The organism is Marinobacter sp. E2, assembly GCF_055755345.1.
In genome coordinates this window covers 1,330,083-1,350,816 of the sequence record NZ_CM146911.1, presented here as the reverse complement: position 1 = coordinate 1,350,816, position 20,734 = coordinate 1,330,083, and the positions used below count along the sequence as shown (strand labels likewise).

Below are 20,734 nucleotides of genomic sequence, written 5' to 3'. Positions count from 1 at the left end.
CCATCAGATGAGTTTTGCATTCGGTATCGGCATCGGCACCCAGAACAACCAGGGCGAGTGGCTGGAAGTGTTTTACCAGCAGCCGGTCATGACACCCGACAACACCCTGATGGATGTGGTCTCCAACGCCCTGGACTATCGCGGTGGCAACCAGGCCATCAGTGCGTCAGCGGAGCAGCTCAGCCATCTTTCAACCGCGCTGCGCCAAGCCGGGCAAACCGACCAGGCCGCTCTCGCGGAGAAAGCGGCCGGCAGCAAGCGCCCGGTGGTGGTCACCATCCTGGAAACCGACGACACCGCTTCCAGCACCCCGGAGGTCTACCTCAAGCTGCACCTGATTTCTCATCGCATGGCCAAGCCGCACGGCCTGAAGCTGGACGGCATCTTCGGGCTGCTGCCTAACCTGGCGTGGACCAACGAAGGCGCCATCGACCTGAACGAACTGTCGGAGCGACAGCTACAGGCCAGGCTTGAAGGTCGAACCCTTGAAGTGAAGTCTGTTGACAAGTTCCCACAGATGACCGATTACGTGGTACCCAAAGGCGTGCGCATTGCCGATACCGCCCGGGTTCGCCTGGGCGCCTACGTGGGCGAAGGCACCACCGTGATGCACGAAGGCTTCATCAACTTCAACGCCGGCACCGAAGGCACCAGCATGATCGAAGGCCGCATCTCGGCCGGCGTTATGGTGGGCAAGGGCTCCGACCTGGGCGGCGGCTGCTCCACCATGGGCACCCTCTCCGGCGGCGGCAACATCATCATTTCCGTGGGCGAGAACTGCCTGATTGGCGCCAACGCCGGTATTGGTATCCCGCTGGGCGACCGTTGCAAGGTGGAAGCCGGCCTGTATATCACCGCCGGCACCAAGGTGGCCCTGCTTGATGACAACAACGAGCTGGTGGAAGTGATCAAGGCCCGGGACCTGGCCAACCAGCCCGACCTGCTGTTCCGTCGCAATAGTCAGACGGGCGCTGTGGAATGCAAGACCAACAAGTCCGCCATCGAGCTGAACGAAGAGCTGCATGCAAACAACTGATTCCCCCACTCTCGATCTGGCCATCGACCTGATCCGCCGGCCATCGGTCACCCCCGATGACGCCGGCTGCCAGGAACTGATGATGTCGCGCCTGGCGCCCCTGGGCTTTTCCGGGGAGCACCTGCGGTTCGGCGACACCGACAATCTCTGGGCCCGCAAGGGCTCCGACGGCCCGGTGCTGGCCTTTGCCGGCCATACCGATGTGGTTCCCACCGGCCCGGAGAAAAACTGGGCCCACCCGCCGTTTGACCCGGTGATCCGAGACGGCTTTCTGTACGGTCGGGGCGCCGCGGATATGAAAGGCAGCCTCGCCGCTTTCGTGACCGCCTGCGAGCGTTTCGTGGCGGCCTACCCGAACCATCGCGGCTCCATCGCCCTGCTGATCACTAGCGACGAAGAAGGCCCGGCCCAGCATGGCACAGTGAAGGTGGTGGAAACCCTCGAAGCCAGGAACGAAAAGATCGACTGGTGCCTGATCGGCGAGCCATCCAGCACCCGCGAAGTGGGTGACGTGATCAAGAACGGGCGCCGCGGCTCGCTGCACGGCTACCTGACGGTTCGCGGTGTTCAGGGCCACGTGGCTTATCCGCATCTGGCCGAGAACCCGGTGCACTCGGTGGCGCCGGCTCTGGACGCGCTGGCCAAGGAGTTCTGGGACAACGGCAACGATTTCTTCCCGCCCACAACGTTCCAGATTACCAAGCTGGAAGCCGGAGTCGGCAGCAACATCATTCCCGGCGAATGCCTGGTGCATTTCAATTTCCGTTACTGCACGGAAAACACGGCTGAGAGTCTCGAGGAACGGGTGGTAGCCATTCTTGATCGGCACAACCTCAAGTACGACCTGCAGTGGCATTTGAGCGGTCGCCCTTTCCTCACCGATCGCGGCGCACTGGTGTCTGCGAGCCAGGACGCCATCCGGCGGGTAACGGGCCGTGAAACCGAGCTTTCCACCTCCGGCGGCACCTCCGATGGCCGCTTTATTGCCCCCACCGGCGCTCAGGTAGTGGAACTGGGCCCGATCAACGCCACCATCCACAAAGTGGATGAGTGTGTGAAGGCCGAGGATCTGGACATACTGTCGGAGATCTACGAGCAGATACTGATCGACCTGCTGGCGTGATTAATAATGCGGAGGTGGTGTCTCTTCCTGCTCGGACTTGATGTTTGACGGCGAGACATCCTTGAGCTGTTTATGCAGCAGGCGCTTGGCCTCCCAAAGCTCCCGGATGTCCATCTCCTGTTTCGCCACCTGTTCACTGAGGGTATTGATCAGGTCATCCTGGAACGCGAGCCGCGTTTCCAGCTCTTCCAGACGGGTCTCCAGATCGTTCTGGCTCATTGGCTTCGGGCTCTCCCCTGCGTCGCTCTCTGAAGAATGTGATCGATAACACTGACTGCGCCGTTGCTTGGTCAGCGCTCGGGATAATCTGGTATCATGCGGCTTTTGCCCGCCAGCGCTCCCTTTTCACGGGAATTGGCGGTTGTCACCGGCCGGATGTGCGATTTTACCCGATATCCGGTTTTTACCGTTAGCGTTACAAGAATGGAGAATTTTCAGTCAATGCGTAATCCATCCAAAGCGATCCTTGTTGCTCTCCTGATCGCCATTCCAGCTCCCCTGGTCCTTGCCCTGCTGCTCACCCTGACCCCGGAGCCGCTGCGCCTGATTGCTGCGGGCCAGCTTGTTGAAGCTCTGGGCAGCAATGGCGGCATTCTCGCCTACATCCTCACACTGGTGCTCTTCGGTACTGCGGGCTTTCTCGCCGTTGCCATTGCCGCCAAACAGCCGGCCCGTCAGCGTTCCTCATCGCGCCCCAGCAACCGTGCCCAGCAGCAGGCCGATGACGACGACGGCTATGACGACACCGGCCCCGAAGGCAACGAGGAAGGTACCGTTAAATGGTTCAACGTGAAAAAAGGCTTCGGCTTTATCGTTCGGGACAGCGGTGACGAGGTGTTCGTGCACTTCCGCGCCATTCGTGGCCGTGGTCGCCGGGTTCTGCGCCAGGGCCAACTGGTTCGTTTCAACGTTGTGGAAGCCGACAAGGGCCTGCAGGCCGATAATGTTTCCATCCTGAGTGACTGAAGCTCGCCCGGCCTGAATCAGAAAAGGCAGCCCTCGGAGGCTGTGTGAAAACTCGATTTACATAGCTTCTGAGCGGGCCCACAAAATGCCTCGGACACCGTCCGGGGCATTTTTGTTTTAAGTCCGTTGGTATTTCCAGACAATAAAAACGTTGGGAGCAAGCTCAAGCCAGTCTTGCCAGCATTCCCTTCACACCCAACACGTTGATCGCCCGCATCAGGTTATAACTCAGAACACCCAGACCGTACTCACTACTGGCAGAACCCAGACCCCAGCAGGTAAATCGTCCGTTGTTCAGCAGTCGTTTGAGTGTGGCAAAGGTCGGCTCAACGGTGGCCATCCGGCGGATCATCCGCTCAGGTGTCGCGGCTTTGCTCGCCGTTTCCAGAGCCTGCTCATCAAAGTGCCGCGTGACCCAGCGTCGATCGGCCTTGGTGCACTGGGTCTGAAGCGGGCACTGATTGCAACCGGAGCGCGCATACAGGTGCATCCGGTCCTTGTTGCTCACGGTCTTGTGAGGCAACAACTCCCCGGCAGGACAGCGGTAAGCGTCCTCTTCGGGCAAATAGGTGAAGTCACTCTTCTGGAAATACTCACCGGTTCCCTGATTGTTGACCGCCCGGTTCGATGGCACGGCCACATCGTAACCAGAGGCGTGAAGATCGCTTATCTGTTCGCCGTTCGAATAGCCAGCATCAGCAACAACCGTCTCTAAATCACCCTCGAGCACCTCATGGGCCTCTTGGGCGATCGGTTTCAGTTGCTGGTTATCGTTGCCGGCCTGAGTCAACTCGTGGTGAACGATCAACTGGTGTGCTTCATCCACGGCATTCTGCGCGTTATAACCCACCACCATGCCTTCCCGGCCGGATTTCATCAGCCTGGCCTCCGGCTCTGTGCGGCAGAGCTGGGTTTTACCCTCATCAACCAGCGTCTTCAGCTCATCCTGCAGTTGTGACTTGTGGGCGTGCAGGTAAGCCAGGGCTTCGGACACCTTGTCACGGTTCAGGTCGGCGTCATCGCCTTGTTCCGAAGCCGCCAACCGAGCAAGGTAACGATCGATTTTCTGGTCCAGCTTGCCCAGCTGTTTCTCCAGCTGCTTGCGGGTGATGGCCTGATCTTTACTGGCGGCCGCTTTGAATTTGCTGCCATCAATCGCCACCAACTGGCCGCTGACCAACCCCGCCTGTTTGCAGAAAACGATGAACTGGCGGCACACCTTCTTGACCGCATCACCGTTATCCTTACGGAAGTCTGCAATGGTCTTGAAGTCTGGGGCCAGTTGCTTCATCAGCCACAGCACTTCCAGATTGCGATGGCATTCCTTCTCCAGTCGCCGGGTGCTGCTGGTCTGATTAAGATAGGCGTAGATATAGAGCTTGAGCAGGTCGCCGGGATGATAAGGACGGCGGCCTGTGTGAGCGGTCTGCGCTTTCCTGAATCCCATGTCCGACAGATCCAGTGAATCCACAAAGGCATCAATTACGCGCACCGGGTGATCTTCGGGAACATAATCTTCAACGCTGGGTGGGAGCAGCAGCGTCTGATTGCGAGGAGAACCTTCCAGATGTCTCATAAAAAATAACCGCGAGCCATGTCGCGGTTATTTTGCCAACTTCGGAGGCTGTTTTCACACAGCCTCCCTCGGGCTGCCTTTTTCAGTTCCAGACCACCTGCTGCTCTCCGCGGTGGTCCAACCGCCACCATTTGCCGTCCTCAACCGGCTCGCCCTCTTTCCAGTCCCCGGGACTGCATCGGATCTCGGTGTCCAATGTGCGCCAAGCGCTACGCGCGCAGTCGAGGTCGGAGCTCCAGGGCACCGTGCTGCCCTCAATCAGCAACGAGGTGAATCGCTTCCCGAACGCTTCCGGGTAAAGGGTGATTCTAAGACGCTGCCCCTCATATCGGGCCTCTCCCTTCACCACCCCGGCGAGTTCGCGATCGTCCAGTTGCAGCTCCTCAACATGGCTAACCAGCCACTCGGACACGGCACCCGGTTTGAGGTCACGAATGTAAATTTCCAGATCCTGCACCCGCTGAATCTCCGTCCTGCTGATGATATTGCTGGCTATAGTGAACCGGCCCGGGCCGGGCTGCAACCCATCGCTCCAGTTCCTGCCTCAGATCATCCACGGTTAATTCCCGGAGAGTGCCTGCGGCTCGACGTTCGTGCCAGGCCACTTCCGACGCCGCGCGATGCAGCCGTAATTCCTCCAGCGACGACTCAATATCCGCGGTTGACTCGTGTCTGGCCAGCGCCACCAGAGACTGCCGCTTCAGGGTATCGCTCTGGGCCGAGAGTGCCTGGGCCTCGGCCGGGCCTCTCCGGGCAAACAGGTTCAACCTCGCGGCGGCGCGCTCCAGCCACTGAAGCATGCCACCCGGCGTACTGACACAGCGGCTGCGACGGGACGCAACGAATCGAATAACCGGCCGGGGAATCTGTACCTGCCACTGTCGCTCAATGGCCGGCTGGTGCGCTGTCAGTATGGCCTGTCGTTGCACCACGCTGGCAATGGGCAGATCGAACGCTTCCAGTGCCCGGCCTAAGCGATGTTGCAGGGCCTGCACCGATTCATGACTGCTCGGTCCGCTCGGACCCAGCAAGATTACCGGTCCGGCCCAGCGAGGCACGAGGGTCCTCGCCAGGCTGTCCGGAACTGCCATCAACGCCAAGAGATCGTCCGGTGAGATGTTGTCCAGCACCAGAACGGGCCAGCGGCGGTGTTCCCCCGCGATTTCAACGCTGTCTGCTCGCCCCGGTATGACAGGCAACTCGCTGGCCATGATCTCGGTCTCTCGTCGCAGATCCAGTTCCAGGTAGTCCTGCTCGAGGGCCGATAACATCGACTGGAGCCAGGCGGTCTTGCCCGCCCCTCGCTCCCCTCGAACCCAGATCAGCGAAGACGGGCTCGCGCCAAGGCTGATGGCCACGTCCTCCGCCAGCTCTACCCAGCCTGAATCGGCGACCACAATGGGCGCCCTCTGGGACTCCTCCACAGGTGGCGACGCCCGGTCGTTAACCGAGTCCGGCCATCGGCTGACCAGCTCCAGCACCGCAACGTAGGCTTTCTCCTGCAGGCGCTCACTTGCTCGAACCAGTGTCTCCAGAAGATCCGCCCAGCCCAGCCATGCCGCCTGCCTTGCCTCTCTCGCGCAGGCGAACCAGTACATCAGCTGGGAAGACAGCTGGTCCTCGCCGGTCACCTCGGTAACGATGGGTTGTTCACACTGAATGGTGCGGGTGAGCTCGTCCATGTCCACCCCACAGCCCCGCAAAAATCGCGCAATGGAGGGATCGGAGTCCAGCAGGGCGAGTAAATAATCTTCAACGGTAATGACCGAGCCGCCCCGGCGTTCCACGCTTTCCCGGGCGTGTAACAGAGCGGTCTGGCACAGGGGATCCAGGCATCCTTGCCAATCTTCCATCGAACGTCTCCATGTTCTGACTGCATCATCCTGATGCGAAAGCGTTGGTGCAGCCCTGAATCATATCACTTTTTGATCGCTCAGGGCCTGCACCCGGCTACCAGGTGCCGGTGTTCTCCATGCTAGCCCAGGGTTCCTTCGGTGGCAGGGCCTCACCCTTCTGGAGCAACTCGATGGAGATGTTGTCTGGCGTGCGGATAAAGGCCATGTGACCATCCCGGGGCGGCCGGTTGATAGTCACACCGTTGGCCATGAGGTGGTCGCACAGCGCGTAGATATCGTCGACCCGATAGGCCAGGTGCCCGAAATTGCGGCCACCGGTGTACTCTTCCGGATCCCAGTTGTAGGTCAGTTCGATCATCGGCGCACGATCCTCGCGGGCCCGCGCCTCGTCTTCCGGGGCCGCCAGAAAAACCAGCGTGAACCGGCCTTTGTCGCTGCTTTTGCGGCTGATCTCGACCATACCCAGAAGATCACAGAAAAAATGCAGCGTTTCATCCAGGTTGCTCACCCGGATCATGGTGTGAAGATATTGCATAACGCCTCCTCAAAACCGGATTGATCGTAAATTCAGAGTCTTACCTTGCCCATAGTTTACGGTATTCTGGCCCCATGGATGAAAAAACCAAACCACACTCCCTCTTTGATCTGCGTACGCCAGCGGTGCGCCACCTGGCGTGGCTTTGCCAAGCACCGCAACTGCTCCGCTCGCCCCTGACTTTCGAGCTATCTCGTTACCTGCCAGACGGCTACCAGGCTCTGCTCAGACACTGGGACCAGCATCCCGACACCTTGCCTCCTCTGCTTCGCGAAACGCCGCCGAAGCGTCTGGGCTTCTATTTTGAGCGCCTGTACCGGGTGCTTCTGGAGAACCTTCTGGGGTGGGATATCCTGCTTCAGAACCGGCAGATACAGGCCAACGGTCGCACCCTCGGCGAGCTGGATTTCATCGTACACAACCGAAACGAGGGACGGCTTGAGCACCATGAGATCGCCATCAAGTATTATCTGGGAGTTCCGGAAACAAACGGCCTTACCCGCTGGTACGGACCCAACGCCAAGGATCGCCTGGACCTGAAAACCAGCCGCTTGATCAACATCCAGAGCCAGCGAACCCGACTGCCCGAAGCGCAGGCACTGCTGGCTGAAACCGGCGTCTCAGGGCCGATTACACCGCGCCTGTTCATGCCAGGGTATCTGTTTTACCCGTCCCGGTCGGATTATGCGATTCCCGATTACGTGCCAGCGGATCATCTGGCCGGCCAGTGGCGCTACGTTTCTGAGCTCACTGCCTCATCAACCCGGCATTGGGTGGTCTTGAACAAACCCGACTGGATCGGGCCCTGGCAACAGGCTGACGAGCCTGAGGAAGAGGAATTGGTCCGGGCTCTGGACACCATTGCGCAGAAGCACGTACCACTGCTGTTTGCCGCGCTTGCTCAGGATGGGCCAGAAGGCTCCTGGCGGGAAGTGGAGAGGATCTTCGTGGTGCCGGAGAGCTGGCCATAAGCCCGCAACGAAGCCTCAGATCGGCCAGGCGTTCGCCGGCCGCAGCTTTCTGTACTCTTCCATAGGAATCTTGCCCAGTTGCGGAGTGAGCTTGCAGGTTCGGCTGGCCCAGGGGTACGAAACCTGTCGCCGGTACACTTCCGACCGGCCCTCGCCTTCCTTCCAGGATTCCAGATCCAGATCGCGCCAATACCTGGGATTTCGGCCGGTTTTTCGGTCATGCTCCGCCGTTACCGGATCCAGGTGCCGGAAAGGCTCCAGGCGCGGGGTATCAGGCAACGGCTGGCTCACGTCCATGTAACGCTGCAGCATATCCCACATCGCCAACACCTCGGTCTTATCCGATTCAATGGTGCTGAAACCGGTTTTGTTGAACGTTTTCTGGGTGTAGCGGTGCACCAGCATCAACCGATAAAACACCCCGCTTTCCTGAATGACCCGCTCGATATAGGCATCAAACTCGACGAACGGTGCTTCAAAGAACCGGCCGCGACCGAGGGCAATTCGGACCTGACCCGTGAGGCGGTTGAATTCGCTGCATCCGTCTTCGAGAGTCTTGTCCAATTTCCTGTTGATGGCTTTTTCAAAAGGCTTGAGGAGGAATCCGAGGCCGGTGCTCATGATCCAGTTGGTGGTTGAGGGTGTGACCCAGATCGCGAAGCCGTACCACGCAATTGTCAGGATAATGCCGAGCAACCCAACCACTAACCCAGGTAGTTCCCTGACAGCATTAACTTCGGCAACCATCCAAACCAACACGGCCGGGCCAGCCAACCACAAGGAAAGCACCCAGACCAATGGAATAATGAGCAAAAGGACCTTGAGTCCCATCTTGCCGTTGAGGAACCGAATTCGTTGATGATCCCACCACCAGTCATTGGATTTGAAATCAGGATCAGTCTGCTCGTGTTCCTGAAGAGCTTCTGCGTCCTCAATCGCTGATAAATAAGGTATCACCCCGGCGTAAGTGCCGACAGGTTGAAGTTCCTCTCCAATGCGAATGCGATCTTCGGGCGCTTTGGGAAGCGGGCCGAGTGTCGTGGCACGAAAGGCTCCCTCATTAAGCGCTGTCATTCTGGAAAGCTCACTCATACATTGACCTCAGTAAAGTGCCAGTAGGGAGATTTGGGCTGACTGTAAGGATCTAAAACTCGCCTGACTTTGCTCGGCGGCTGGCCGTGTTTGACCAAATCAAAGGGTTCGAAATCATCAAACACGGGTGCAGGAAAGACCAACGGGCCAAGCTCTGTATCCAGAGTCGTCTGAATGCCAACCCGAACGCTAGTGGTGATAGATTCGCGATAATACAGGCCCTGATAATCACTTTCCGTGATCTCACGCCGAACCAGAAACCGAACCGCCGATCGGTTGGGAAGTGACTGTCGAGAGATCACCTTTTTCAGGGGGGTTGCCTTTAACATTTGAGTGCTAGCTGCGGGCGCTGATAGCCCAAGGCTAGGAGACTGAGTCGTGGAAGTGAGATAGGCAATCTCCTGCACCACCAGACGAAAAGGAGCTTGGGGTAGATTCATCTCCTTTTCTCCGCGAAAACGCAGGCGACTTACCAATGGCGTCTGAATCGTAATAACGTAGTCATCCTCGCGAGGCGCGTAACTTGGATGGACCAGAGCCGGGTCCGGCTGCACTTCTGAATATCGTTGCGCTGTTACATTTACCGGTGACAACAAAGAGAGAAGCTGGCTGTAATAGGCCTTATCTTCACGACCGGGTAGAGAGTCATCCGGATGAGTGCCCCACGGCCCGCGCTTGAGAAGCTGTTCAAGATCATCATCAGTAGTTAATCCTGCATATAGGCTGCCACCGACAGCCATAGATAATCCGAATATGGCCCAACCCCATCCCGGAATGGCAAGCAAAGAAGCCATAAGAGGAGACGCCAGAACAATCAAACTCCCTGCCATCGCTATTGCATGGCCGTTTGCAGCGTCAAAGTCTTTGTTTGCGAGGCTAATTCGCATTTCCCAATAGCTCAAGCCTGCGCTAGCAGAGCCCGCTAAAAATGTTGCCAACCCAGTTACTCGAACGAGCGTTGAAACCTTTAGTCTTCTCAGCCTTTTCCCAATGAGCGGCCAGCTCTTCATATTGAAGAGCGGTCGAGTTGCGACTCTGTATGCCCTTGAAGTATCTTTACCTGCATTGGATACATGGCGACCCATTACTTCGCTGAGCTTGAGAGAGGCCGCCACCAAGTCAGTAGTCGCGCCAATAATCTTTGCAGAGGAAAGCAAGAACGCTTCAGTATTGTGCCGAGACAATTGGTTAAAGTTATGTAGCTCCAGAAACAGGTTGAACGCCGCCAAAGCCACCAGCCCCCGTGAAACGGCTGGCCCATCGACAACATCGTTGGCGCGCTTCGCCAGGTCGACTTTCAGAAGGCTGAGTTTACGCATCTCCGGGTGATCACTCGGCGCATAAAACACATTGGTTTCGCCCGCAATCCTGTTAACTGCTTCGTCAATTGCATTTGCCACTCTGGAGGGACTGCTGGACGCAACGAGTTTTCCGGAATCATCGAGCAAGTCGGCGTACAGATAGTCTTTGGCGCGAGTAAGTATCCCTTCCGTCCGGTCAAAATCCGTCAAGCCCCGGACAAGCCCATTCCCGGAGACACCAACAATCGAGCCGCTGGTCACCGCTCCCGTTCTGCTCATAATTTCAATTTGCCGGAGGGACTGGTCCACACGAACGAAGTTGGTGAAGGCAGCACCCATAATCCTCTTAACTTCAATCTGTTGAATGGCATCCTCCTCGATGAGGCGTTTGCACACCGCGAGTATCGCAGAGCTCCACTCGTTCAGAGAGCTGGACACCATTCCGCTGACCTTGCCTGCGTTAGCCACACCTTTTACTCCGGATTCTGTGACATCGTTCTTTTCATCCAGCTGCTTTTCCAGATAAACGAGTGATTGTAGGTTCAGCCGTTTCAGAAGCTCGTCATCAATTTCAGTTTTGTCATCCACCAACGACTGAATGCGATCAAGAATCGCGGTCTGGCCACCTCGGCTGTTCGGGTCATCGGGCGCCCAATCAATCAGGAACGAACCGTCGACGATCCAACGTCGAAGGTCTCCCAGGATTTCGCCTCTATCTGCCACCCCTTGCGCCCGGAGCACACCGGGTATCTGCTGCAGAAGATTCAGCGTGTCAGCAATAAGCAGGTAACCTTCGCAGATCGCCACGTCTTTACACGTTCTGTAGTCCTCAAGAACCGCATCAAGAGTCCGGTTAATTAACATACGGCGCAAGACAACAAGGTTCCGATCGATGACTTCAATGGCGTGATCTTTCTCGCTGCTCTTCAACACGTCATCTAGTTTCGACCGATCTATCGCGCTCGCGTACTTTGACAAGGGATTACTTCCACCGGGGCGCGGATCAAATATGGCCTGCCGGATGAGCATGGCGGAATGTGCCATGGGATTGCTCTGAACCGACACGTCCACGGCATCCAGATAATGAAGTGCAAGATGCAGTTGCGTCATCGCGTGCCTGAGTACAAACAGGGGATCAGGAAGGGAGACACAGGCCACCCCTTGTCGGGATCGCAAGTGAGCAAGCTGATCCTCTTGTGGCTCGCAGGTCAGGTCGAACGAGTGGTCGAGAAGGTTACCGAGTTTTGTACACAGTTCCTGATCGCCCGGCTTTTCAAAGCCGACGACGAAGTCACCCGGGTTTTCCAACATCAACTCAATGCCAAGGTCCCGTTCCCGCAGCTCCGCAACATCTTCTAGCCTCGAGGCCGGAAACCCGGAGGAAAAACTCAACGACTCTGAAGCATTCAAAGCCCAAGCGTGGCCGATAGACGTTGTCCTCAAATGACGGGCTGATTCATTTGCTTCGAGATATTCAACGTATGACCAATCCCACTGGACCTCACTGTAGGCCATCCTGAACTCATTCATCACCGCTCGACCCTGAAGAAAAACCGGCACAAGCAGGTCGTCGATCCACTGGCCCACAGAAGGGCGAACGACGCGACTGGGAGACTCCGAATCTGCACCTTCCCTCCGGGCCGCCTCCAGGTCTACATCGCCAAACTGGGAATGTTCGCTTACCTCCAGCTCTCGCCAGAGTCGGTTGTTTCGAAAAATATAGAGAAAACCGGGGCGCAAAAGCGCAACGGCTTTCCCTTGATTAATCGTCACTCCACCGGTTTTGACAGGGAGATTACCGGCGATTTCTGCGAGTGGTTTGACTCTGAGGAGAGTATTTTCCTGATAGTCCTCTCGCTCAATATTGGATCGCGCCCTCTCAAGCAATGGTATCTGGAGCTTGCCACCGTCTCTTGTGGGTATTAACAGCACGAGATCTTTAGGGTCATTGTCATCGTAGTCCGCCCGTCTCAGAACTGACCGGTCGCGGGACTCATCGGAAAAATCCACGGTGTCCGTCATGTGTCTTGCTCCCTGATAGTTCCTTTAACAGCTTCCACAGACTCCTGCTCGAGATGACCGCCGATTACATCGACGATCAGTTTTCGATCAGACCCCGGTAACCGATCGACGCCCTTCTGGTTCGCAAGCGCCGTTTTGCGTTTGCCCACGGTTGCCAACTCAGCGGATTCCGCTATCGCGGCACTCTGTTGAAGATGATGTGGCATCTCCGGCGTTAAGCCACGTTGCCCGCTCCCACTCCCTGGCGCCCCACCCGAGTTAATCTTTATCCCCGGCCCACTTAACGTCACCCCACTCGGGTCCAGTTTCAGGAGACTGCCACCTGCCGAAATGGTCAGCTCCGCACCAGCATCCAGAACCACCTTCGCACCGGCCTTGTGGTGCACCTCGGTACCCGACTCGCTGAGGGTGGCCTGCGCAGATTTCTGGTGAAATGTGCCGCCGATGCTCTGGCTGCAATCACCACCAACAGCCTCTCGTTTTTCACCCAACACACTGCAATGGTGGTCACCTTTGATATGACTGAACCGGTGGTTCTCCAAGGTCAGGTGGCTGTCGTTTTTGATCACTTCGGTGCGGTTGTGTTCGGTCAGCAGGTCCAGGTCTTTCTGGGCGTGGATGTAGATCTGTTCCTGGTCTGCTTCGTCCTCGAACCGCAGCTCGTTGCTGCCCTCGCCCTTGTGGGTTTTGGTTTTCAGGGTGGTGCGGGTTTTGTGCTGCGGCAGCGCGTAGGGTGGCGTGTTGGTGGCGTGGTGGGTTCTGCCGGTAATGATGGGCTGGTCCGGGTCGCCGTCCAGGAACGAGACAATGACTTCGTGGCCGATTCTCGGCAGAGCCATGAAGCCATACTGGCCACCGGCCCAGCCCTGGCTGACCCGCAGCCAGGCGCTGCTGTGTTCGTCGTTCTTGCTGTATCTGTCCCACGGGAACCGGACTTTCACTCGCCCGTGCTCATCGCAGTGAATCTCCTCGCCCTCTGGGCCGGTCACGATGGCCATCTGCGGGCCGTCCATCAGAGGGCGATTCGGGCTTTGCGGGCGCCAGATCCGGTCGGCAGGAATGGCCGTGAACCGGTTGTGATAGCTGGTGGGTTCGCTGCCGCCCTCTTCTTCCAACGCCTGGGGCTGGGTGCCGGTGTGGGTCACCGCCGTCAGCAGCCAGTCCCGGTTCAGGGCCTCGCTGTCGTGGTCGGTGATGGCCACTTTGGCACCGGCGCTGAAGTCCGGTCGGTTGCTGTCACCGGCAGCGGTGCTGGCGTCGTTGCGCAGCGCCTGCAAGCGGGCTTCGGTAAAGGGCTGGCCGCTGGCGTCGGCCTTGAAGCGGCCGGGGTAGTCGTAGTGCTGATAGTGTTCGGCGCGTCCATGCGCCTCACCCCTTGCGGGGCCAGCCTGCGGCTGTCCAAAATTGCTCCCGGCAATTTTGTCTTCCCGGTGGTTCACCTCCCCGGCCGCCTGTTCGTGCATCAGGGCGTAGGCGGGATTCTTGAAGGTGTAGTCTTTCATGGCCACGGAGGCCACGCGTACCCGCTCTTCGTACCGGAACCGAAAGACGGCCGGCTGCCGGGTGCTGCCGCCGGCCTGGGCGTTGTACCGGGCCGATTCGAGCACCAGGGCATCGCCGTGGTGGTCGGCGATTATCAAAGCGGGCTGGGTGTCGCCGTCCACACTGCCGTGTTCGTAGCGGTAGTGCCAGCCTTCCTCGGCGGCCAGGCGTTCCAGGAAAGCCAGGTCGCTCTCCCGGTGCTGCACGCAGTACTCGCGCTCCTCGGGCGGGCGCTTGAGGTCGAAGACGGTGTCGATCAGGCCCCGCTCTTCGAGCAGGGTGCGCACGATGGCGTCGGTGCTTCGGGTCTGGAAGATCCGGCTGTTGTGCATCAGGCCCAAACGCCACAGGGGTGGCTGGATAACCAGTTCGTAGCGGGTGCGCCGGTGGCCGGTGTCGCCCCGGGCGAATTCGTTGACCACGCCGGTGAAGCGCCGCAGCGGCTCGCCGTGCTGCCAGACAACAAGGTCCACCGGCTGTTCGAGAAGCTCGGAGGCCTGGATCGAAGGGTCAAAACTTGCCAGCTCCAGCCGACCTGAAAACACCTCGGACAGGCGCTCGGTGAGGGTGAAGCCAACCACTGAGAAAAGATCAGAAGGGAGATCGCCAACGCGGGCGGTAAACTGCAATCCACTTGCCTGGGGCATGTCTTCAATCCTTTGAAGATAAATCGGTTTCCGGCTCGTCCTGAGCTGCCACTGATTATAGCGATCAGGGTAGATAATGAAACCCCGTGCCCTGCCCGATCATTCAGGATGAGAGGTTGACCGGCGATTCGTTCTGCTGCACCCTAATCTGGTTTCATTACGCAACCGGAGAGAGCGAGTGGCTGATTTCAAGAACCGAGCGGTAGTGCTTAAACAACGTCCCCAGGGTGAGATCCAGGAAGGCGATCTGGTACTGGAAGAACGTCCTGTCCGATCCCCGAACGAGGGCGAGGTGGTTGCCCAGGTACTCTGGCTGTCCCTGGATCCGTACATGCGCCCAAGGATGAACGATGCCAAGGGCTACATGGACCCGATTGGAATTGACGAGCCGATCGTGGGCGAGAGCGTGGCCCGGGTGGTGGAATCCCGTTCCGACAAGCTCAAGGTGGGCGACCTGGTCACCTGCTATTCCGGCTGGCAGGAGTATGTGACCTTCCCGGCCGATGCGCCGATGGTGTACAAGATTCAGCAGCGCGACAACGTGCCCCTGCAGGCCTATCTGGGCGTGGCCGGCATGCCCGGGCGCACTGGCTACTGCGGCCTGATGTACGTGGGCAAGCCCAAGGCGGGTGAGACCGTGGTGGTGTCTGCCGCCTCCGGCCCGGTCGGCACCGTGGTTGGCCAGACCGCAAAATCCGAGGGTTGCCGCGTGGTCGGCGTGGCCGGCGGGCCGGAGAAATGCAATTTCGTGGTGAACGAACTGGGCTTCGACGCCTGCGTGGACTACAAGGCCGGCAACCTGGAAGCCGATCTCAAGGCGGCTTGTCCCGATGGTATCGACATTTACTTCGAAAATGTCGGTGGCGCAGTCACCCGGGCCGTGGCGCCGCTGCTCAATCCCGGTGCGCGGGTGCCCATCTGCGGCTATGTGTCAGCCTACAACGCCACCGACATGGCCAGCGTGGAAACGCCCTTCCACGTGCTCAAGGCGCTGGATCCGGTACCCGAGCACCGCTTTTTCCTAGTGACAGAATGGCAGGACCAGCACCAGGAAATCACCGATATCCTGGCATCACGGGTGGCATCCGGAGAGCTGAAATACCGGGAGACCGTGGCGGAAGGCCTGGAAAACGCCGTTGACGCCTTCAAGGGCATGCTCAAAGGCCGCAACTTCGGCAAGCAGCTGGTTCACGTCGCCGACTGAACCAACCGAGCCGCCGGCCCCGGGCCATGGTCTATCACTCGGCGATCTGCAGGAGCACCTTGCCGGTGTTCTTGTTTTCGCCCACGTAGGCCATGGCCTCCTCCACCCGCTCGATGGGCCAGGCGCTGTCAATGATCGGCTCAATCTGGCCCGCGCTCAGCAGTGGCCAAACGTGTCGATACAGGGCCTGCATCACGTCGCCCTTGTCCTTTACGGTACGGGATCGAAGCGTGGAGCCAATCAAACGCTGGCGTTTGACCAGCATCAGGCCGAGATCTACCTCGGACATACGCCCGCCCATCAGGCCGATCAGTACGATTCGGCCATCCACGTTCAATACCTGCTGGTCTTCGGCGATGTAGCTGCCACCCACCGGGTCCAGCACCATGTCTACGCCACCCCAGTGTTTCACGGCATCAACGAACGAGCCCTGGTTACGGTTCCAGACGCCACTGGCGCCCAGCTTGCGGCAGGTTTCCAGCTTGGCGTCGTCGCCGGCGGTGGCAAACACCGGGTTACCGAAAGCAGTGGCCAGCTGAATGACAGCAGTGCCCAGACCACTGGCGGCAGCGTGCAACAGCACCCGCTCCCCCGGCTTCAGCTGGGCTTCGTGGTACAGGTTCAACCAGGCAGTAGCGAAAACCTCCGGTATTGCCACGGCCTTTTCCAGCGACAGGCCCTTGGGTACCGGCAACACCTGAACTTCCGGCACCACCACCCGAGTGGCATAGCCGCCGCCGGTCAACAGGGCGCACACTTCATCACCGGGCTGAAACCGGCTGACGCCGGAACCAACCGAGGCAATCCGGCCACTGACCTCCAGGCCCAGGATGTCCGAGGCGCCAGGCGGCGGCGGATAAAGCCCTGCCCGCTGCATCAGATCTGCCCGGTTGATGGCGGTCCAGACAACTTCGATTTCCACGTGGTCTGTCGGCGGCGTGCCCGGGCCATCCCAGTCCTCCCAGGTGAGATTGCCGCCGGTAACCTTGATTGCTCTGTTCATGTCTGACGTCTCGGCCTTGCTGCTATGGCCACAGCATACCCTATGTTTTTCGGGCATTGCACAACCGGCGTCTCAGTTGGTTACGTCACGGTTCGAGAGCCAGACACTCTGGTAGGGCTTGAGGGTAATCGAGCCGGAGAGGTCATCGATCCTGAGGCCGGAGATCAGGTCCTGCCAGCGATCGGTGCCAATCAGGTTGATGTCACTCAGCGCCACTTCCTGCAGCTGGTCGCTGATGTTGTGAATACAGAAGATGGACTGATCGCGGCGCATGCTCTGGCGCCAGAAGCCAAACAGCTTCAGCCCCAGGTGCAGGGTGAACTGGGTGGCATTGGGATGAAACGCTGGCTGCTTGCGGCGGATAGCAATCAGGCGCTTGAGTTCGGCAAAGGCCTTGCCGTGGTGACTGAGCGGGTCGGCCAGCTTTTCCTCCAGTTCATCCAGCTGCCACTGGCTCCGGTTGATGGAGCGCAACCGGCCGGTATGCTCTACCCGGGCCAGATCGTTTTCCGTGGCCAGCAGGCTGTGAATGTAGAAGGCCGGAATGCCCTCGAGCGCCAGCATGATGGTGTGGGCACAGAGAAACCGCGGAAGCTGCCAGTGGTCGCGACCGGATTCGGCGGTGCCCTGCAGCGCATCGTACAGGGCAATGTTGATCTCGTAGGGCTGGTCCCGGCCATCGGGCGTGCGCCGGAACGACACCTTGCCGCCGAAGGATTCCATGGTGTTGATCAGCCGCTGCTTCTCCTCGTCACTCAAAAGCCCGTCGGTGGGTCGCATGCCAACGCCATCGTGGGAGGCGATGAAGTTGAGGTAGGTGGTGCCCATCTGCGCCGGCGGCATGCTCATCAGCCAGGTTTTCAGGTGCTTGCAGTCGCCGGTAACGAGCGTGTTGATCAGCAGCGGCGGCAGGGAGAAGTTGTAGATCACATGGGCTTCGTTGGCGTTGCCGAAATAGGTCAGGTTCTCCCGGTTCGGCACGTTGGTTTCGGTGATCACCACCGCGTTCGGGCTGAGGTGCTCAATCAGCAGCCGCAGAATCTTGATCAGCTCGTGGGTCTGCTGCAGGTGAATGCAGGGCGTGCCAGGCTCCTTCCAGAGGAAGGCCACGGCATCAAGCCGGAACAGGAGGATGCCCCGGTCGAGGTAGTAGCGGATAATGGCGGCGAACTCGACCAGCACCATGGGATTGGCGAAATTCAGGTCCACCTGGTCCTCGCTGAAGGTGCACCACACGTAACGCTCGCCGTCGTCGGTCTGTACCGCATTCAGCAGCGGAGAGGTTCTCGGCCGTACTACGGCGCTCAGATCATCCCGGGGATTGCCTTCGAAGAAGTAATCCTTGCCCGGCTCAACGCGCTTGCGGAAGTTTTCGAACCAGCGGCTGCGGGCGGACATGTGGTTGATCACCAGGTCGGCCATCAGCTTGTAATCCCCTGCGATACGCTCGATGTCTTCCCAGGTGCCGTGGGACTCGTTCACCGCCAGGTAGTCCATAACCGAAAAGCCATCGTCCGAGCTATAGGGGAAGAACGGTAGAATGTGCACCGCGGAGACGGTATCGGCGAGGCAGTCTTCCAAAAACCGGTGCAGGGTCACCAGTGGCTTCTCGTCGGCCCGCTGCACCGTGTCGGCGTAGGTGATCAGCACCACATCGGACTCGTCCCAGTGGTTCTGGTGCGCCGGCGGTGGCTCCTGGTTGGGCTCCAGCCCCATGGTGGCAAGCAACTGCTCCGCCAGGAAATCGCAGTCCAGCTCGGGATAGACCACTTCCAGCATGGACTCCAGTTTGACCTTGAGCGGCTGGGTCATGGTTTGAATTCCTCGTTATCCAGCTCCACGGCCTCCAGCAACTGCTCCTTGATGTCGGGAATGGCGCTGGTTACCCGGTTCCAGCTGGGAATGAACGGCGTGTCCATGGGGTTGTCGAGGAAGTAGGCGCCGGCACGCATCACATTCTGGGCAAACAGCTCCACCGCCTTCTCCTCTTTGTGCCGGTCGAAGGTCAGGCCATTGATGATGGCATCGTTCTGGTAGGTCTCCACAAAATCCAGCGCGATGCGGAAGTAAGTGGCTTTGATGGTGCGGAACTTCTCGTTGGAGAAGATCTCGCCGTTGGTGGCCAGCTTGCGGAACAAGGCCTTGGCGATGTCCATGCTCATCTTGGACAGGCCCTTGCTGGCATCCTCCGGCGACAGGTCCTGGTGCTTGTGGTCGTACACGTCGGCAATGTCTACCTGGCACAGGCGGTTGGTGGCGTAGTTGCGCTTCATCTCCGAGAGCACCCCAATCTCCAGGCCCCAGTCGCTGGGAATGCGCAGATCGTTGATCACATCAGTGCGGAAGGAGAACTCGCCGGCCAGCGGGTAGCGATAGCTGTCGAGGTAATCCAGGAAATCGCTGGGGCCACACACCTTCTTCAAGGACCGGATCAGGGGCGTGACCAGCAGGCGGCTGACACGACCGTTCATCTTGCTGTCCGCCACCCGAGCGTAATAGCCCTTACAGAACATGTAGTTGAAGCCGGGGTTCGCCACCGGGTATATCAGCCGGGCCACCAGATCCCGTGAGTAGGTCAGAATGTCGCAATCGTGCAGCGCCACGGACTTGCTCACGCCCGAGGCCAGCACGTAACCAAAGCAGTACCAGACGTTGCGCCCCTTACCCATCTCCGTCGGCGCCAGGTTCTGTTCGCGCAGCTTCAGATCGATGTCGCGCAGCCTCGGGCCGTCGTTCCACAGTACCCGGAAGTTCTGGGGCAGTTCGGAGAAGTATTCCAAAGCATGGCGGTACTCCGCCTCGTTCGCGCGGTCGAGCCCGATAACAACCTGGTCAAGATACGGCACCTTGCCGAGCTCCTGCACAATGTTCTTCAGGGCCGGGCCCTCCAGCTCGGAATACAGCGACGGCAGCACCAGCGACATTGGGCGGGCTTTCCGGAAACTCATCAGTTCCGCTTCGAGCTCCTCCACCGGGCGCCTGACCAGGTTGTGGAGGGTGGTGACAATGCCATTCTGGTAAAAGTCGCCCATGGCGGCTCTCCTTCGCTAATAGCCGTACTCGAACAGCAGATTGAGTACGCACTCGTTCCAGCCCTCGGGGCCGGGTTTGAGAGAACGCATGGCGTGTTTTGCCGAGGGCAGCTGGACCTGCTCACTGTTCACGCCCCGGATCACCACCGGTATATCCGCCGCTTCCAGCATTTGCTGATCGTTGGGGCTGTCACCCAGAGCAATCGCAATCAGAGGTCCGTCGCCATGCTCCTGGTACTGCTCTTGATATTTCGAAAGCAAGAACCGGGCCCCGTCGGCTTTATCGAAGACACCCATGGCATGAAGGAACCGCCCGCCGGCCACCAGCCGCAGGCCTTCCCGGGCCAGCGCAGCTTCAAATTCCGCACGCTCCCCATCAGTGCCCTGCCAGAGCAACGGCTCGGTACCCACCCGCTGTTTGGCCAGCACCGCTGCGGCCACCTTCAGGCCCGCTTCACGCGCAAGTTCCTCGGCCGACATGTCCTCAAAACCCCTAAAACGGGCACCCTCTGCCCGCAACTTCTCGAGCACGGCCAGCACCTGCGCCCGGGTTGCACCAAAATTCACCACCTCCTCCTCGCTGTTGCCGAAGATGTGGGCCGGTATGATTACTGCTGCACCGTTTTCGACGATGAACGGGTCGGTATTACCCAGGTCTTTGCGCAGGGCCTGGATCTCCGGCCGCGTCTTGCTGGAATTGAGAATCAGTGGAATACCGCTGGAACGCAGTTTGGCCAGGGCCGGCTGCGCGGCCCGCCAGTCGTAATTATCATGGTCGAGAAGTGTGCCATCGAGGTCTGAAAAGAGGATCAGGCGGGGCCTGGCCAT

The 20,734-nt window shown here is 59.1% G+C and carries 17 protein-coding genes; 5 read left to right on the top strand and 12 right to left on the bottom strand.

The features are described 5' to 3' along the window. The first annotated feature begins 7 nt into the window (after positions 1-7). Both dapD and dapE read left to right on the top strand, forming a co-directional pair. Positions 8-1,036, top strand: coding sequence for a 2,3,4,5-tetrahydropyridine-2,6-dicarboxylate N-succinyltransferase (gene dapD / locus AC0J1C_RS06140; protein ID WP_091992112.1), 1,029 nt, complete (start codon positions 8-10; stop codon positions 1,034-1,036). Continuing rightward, positions 1,023-2,159 carry a succinyl-diaminopimelate desuccinylase gene (gene dapE / locus AC0J1C_RS06135; protein ID WP_473046037.1) on the top strand — a complete coding sequence of 379 codons (1,137 nt, stop codon included), beginning with the start codon at positions 1,023-1,025 and terminating at the stop codon, positions 2,157-2,159. The genes dapD and dapE overlap by 14 nt, the downstream gene beginning before the upstream one ends. On the opposite strand, the gene AC0J1C_RS06130 is transcribed toward dapE, so the two are convergent. After that, entirely contained in the window at positions 2,160-2,378 is a 219-nt protein-coding gene (locus AC0J1C_RS06130) for a SlyX family protein (RefSeq protein ID WP_091992110.1), read from the bottom strand. It abuts the gene before it with no gap. A 222-nt stretch (positions 2,379-2,600) separates the two neighbouring features. Between AC0J1C_RS06130 and AC0J1C_RS06125 the strand changes: the two genes are divergently transcribed. Further along, on the top strand, positions 2,601-3,125 hold the full coding sequence (locus AC0J1C_RS06125; protein ID WP_473046035.1) for a cold-shock protein: 525 nt from the start codon (positions 2,601-2,603) through the stop codon (positions 3,123-3,125). A 163-nt stretch (positions 3,126-3,288) separates the two neighbouring features. On the opposite strand, the gene AC0J1C_RS06120 is transcribed toward AC0J1C_RS06125, so the two are convergent. The 4 genes from AC0J1C_RS06120 to AC0J1C_RS06105 form a co-directional block, all read right to left on the bottom strand. After that, positions 3,289-4,701: an IS1182 family transposase gene (locus tag AC0J1C_RS06120; RefSeq protein WP_473046034.1), complete on the bottom strand. Its 1,413-nt coding sequence runs from the start codon at positions 4,699-4,701 to the stop codon at positions 3,289-3,291. 82 nt (positions 4,702-4,783) lie between these two features. After that, complete coding sequence (locus AC0J1C_RS06115; RefSeq protein ID WP_375192080.1) at positions 4,784-5,158, bottom strand: hypothetical protein; 375 nt, start codon at positions 5,156-5,158, stop codon at positions 4,784-4,786. Continuing rightward, positions 5,130-6,554, bottom strand: a complete 1,425-nt coding sequence (locus AC0J1C_RS06110; RefSeq protein WP_473046033.1) for a hypothetical protein — start codon at positions 6,552-6,554, stop codon at positions 5,130-5,132. Before AC0J1C_RS06110 ends, AC0J1C_RS06115 begins: the two co-directional genes overlap by 29 nt. Positions 6,555-6,651: 97 nt before the next feature. After that, positions 6,652-7,092 (bottom strand): VOC family protein, encoded by a 441-nt coding sequence (locus AC0J1C_RS06105; protein ID WP_091992106.1) that lies wholly within the window; start codon positions 7,090-7,092, stop codon positions 6,652-6,654. A 74-nt stretch (positions 7,093-7,166) separates the two neighbouring features. Here AC0J1C_RS06105 and AC0J1C_RS06100 point away from each other — a divergent pair, with 74 nt between their 5' ends. Beyond that, positions 7,167-8,063, top strand: a complete 897-nt coding sequence (locus AC0J1C_RS06100; RefSeq protein WP_473046032.1) for a DUF1853 family protein — start codon at positions 7,167-7,169, stop codon at positions 8,061-8,063. 15 nt (positions 8,064-8,078) lie between these two features. On the opposite strand, the gene AC0J1C_RS06095 is transcribed toward AC0J1C_RS06100, so the two are convergent. Genes AC0J1C_RS06095 through AC0J1C_RS06085 form a run of 3 tightly spaced genes read right to left on the bottom strand, consistent with a single transcriptional unit; the run spans position 8,079 to position 14,667 of the window. Further along, a complete protein-coding gene (locus tag AC0J1C_RS06095; protein WP_473046031.1) occupies positions 8,079-9,155 on the bottom strand; it encodes a hypothetical protein in 1,077 nt (358 codons plus the stop codon). Beyond that, a complete protein-coding gene (locus AC0J1C_RS06090) occupies positions 9,152-12,478 on the bottom strand; it encodes a hypothetical protein (protein ID WP_473046029.1) in 3,327 nt (1,108 codons plus the stop codon). The genes AC0J1C_RS06095 and AC0J1C_RS06090 overlap by 4 nt, the downstream gene beginning before the upstream one ends. Continuing rightward, positions 12,475-14,667 (bottom strand): type VI secretion system Vgr family protein, encoded by a 2,193-nt coding sequence (locus AC0J1C_RS06085; protein WP_473046028.1) that lies wholly within the window; start codon positions 14,665-14,667, stop codon positions 12,475-12,477. Before AC0J1C_RS06085 ends, AC0J1C_RS06090 begins: the two co-directional genes overlap by 4 nt. A 178-nt stretch (positions 14,668-14,845) precedes the next feature. On the opposite strand from AC0J1C_RS06085, the gene AC0J1C_RS06080 reads away from it, so the two are divergent. Beyond that, positions 14,846-15,871, top strand: coding sequence for an NADP-dependent oxidoreductase (locus AC0J1C_RS06080; RefSeq protein WP_473046027.1), 1,026 nt, complete (start codon positions 14,846-14,848; stop codon positions 15,869-15,871). A gap of 34 nt (positions 15,872-15,905) precedes the next feature. Here the strand turns inward: AC0J1C_RS06080 and AC0J1C_RS06075 are convergent, their stop codons facing one another. The 4 genes from AC0J1C_RS06075 to AC0J1C_RS06060 form a co-directional block, all read right to left on the bottom strand. Continuing rightward, positions 15,906-16,874: an NAD(P)H-quinone oxidoreductase gene (locus tag AC0J1C_RS06075; protein ID WP_473046026.1), complete on the bottom strand. Its 969-nt coding sequence runs from the start codon at positions 16,872-16,874 to the stop codon at positions 15,906-15,908. A gap of 72 nt (positions 16,875-16,946) precedes the next feature. Continuing rightward, the gene (locus tag AC0J1C_RS06070; RefSeq protein WP_473046025.1) at positions 16,947-18,686 is read right to left on the bottom strand and encodes a sugar phosphorylase; all 1,740 of its coding nucleotides are present in this window, start codon (positions 18,684-18,686) and stop codon (positions 16,947-16,949) included. Beyond that, positions 18,683-19,906, bottom strand: a complete 1,224-nt coding sequence (locus AC0J1C_RS06065; protein ID WP_473046024.1) for a glycosyltransferase family protein — start codon at positions 19,904-19,906, stop codon at positions 18,683-18,685. The genes AC0J1C_RS06070 and AC0J1C_RS06065 overlap by 4 nt, the downstream gene beginning before the upstream one ends. A 15-nt stretch (positions 19,907-19,921) precedes the next feature. Continuing rightward, positions 19,922-20,734, bottom strand: coding sequence for an HAD-IIB family hydrolase (locus AC0J1C_RS06060; protein WP_473046023.1), 813 nt, complete (start codon positions 20,732-20,734; stop codon positions 19,922-19,924).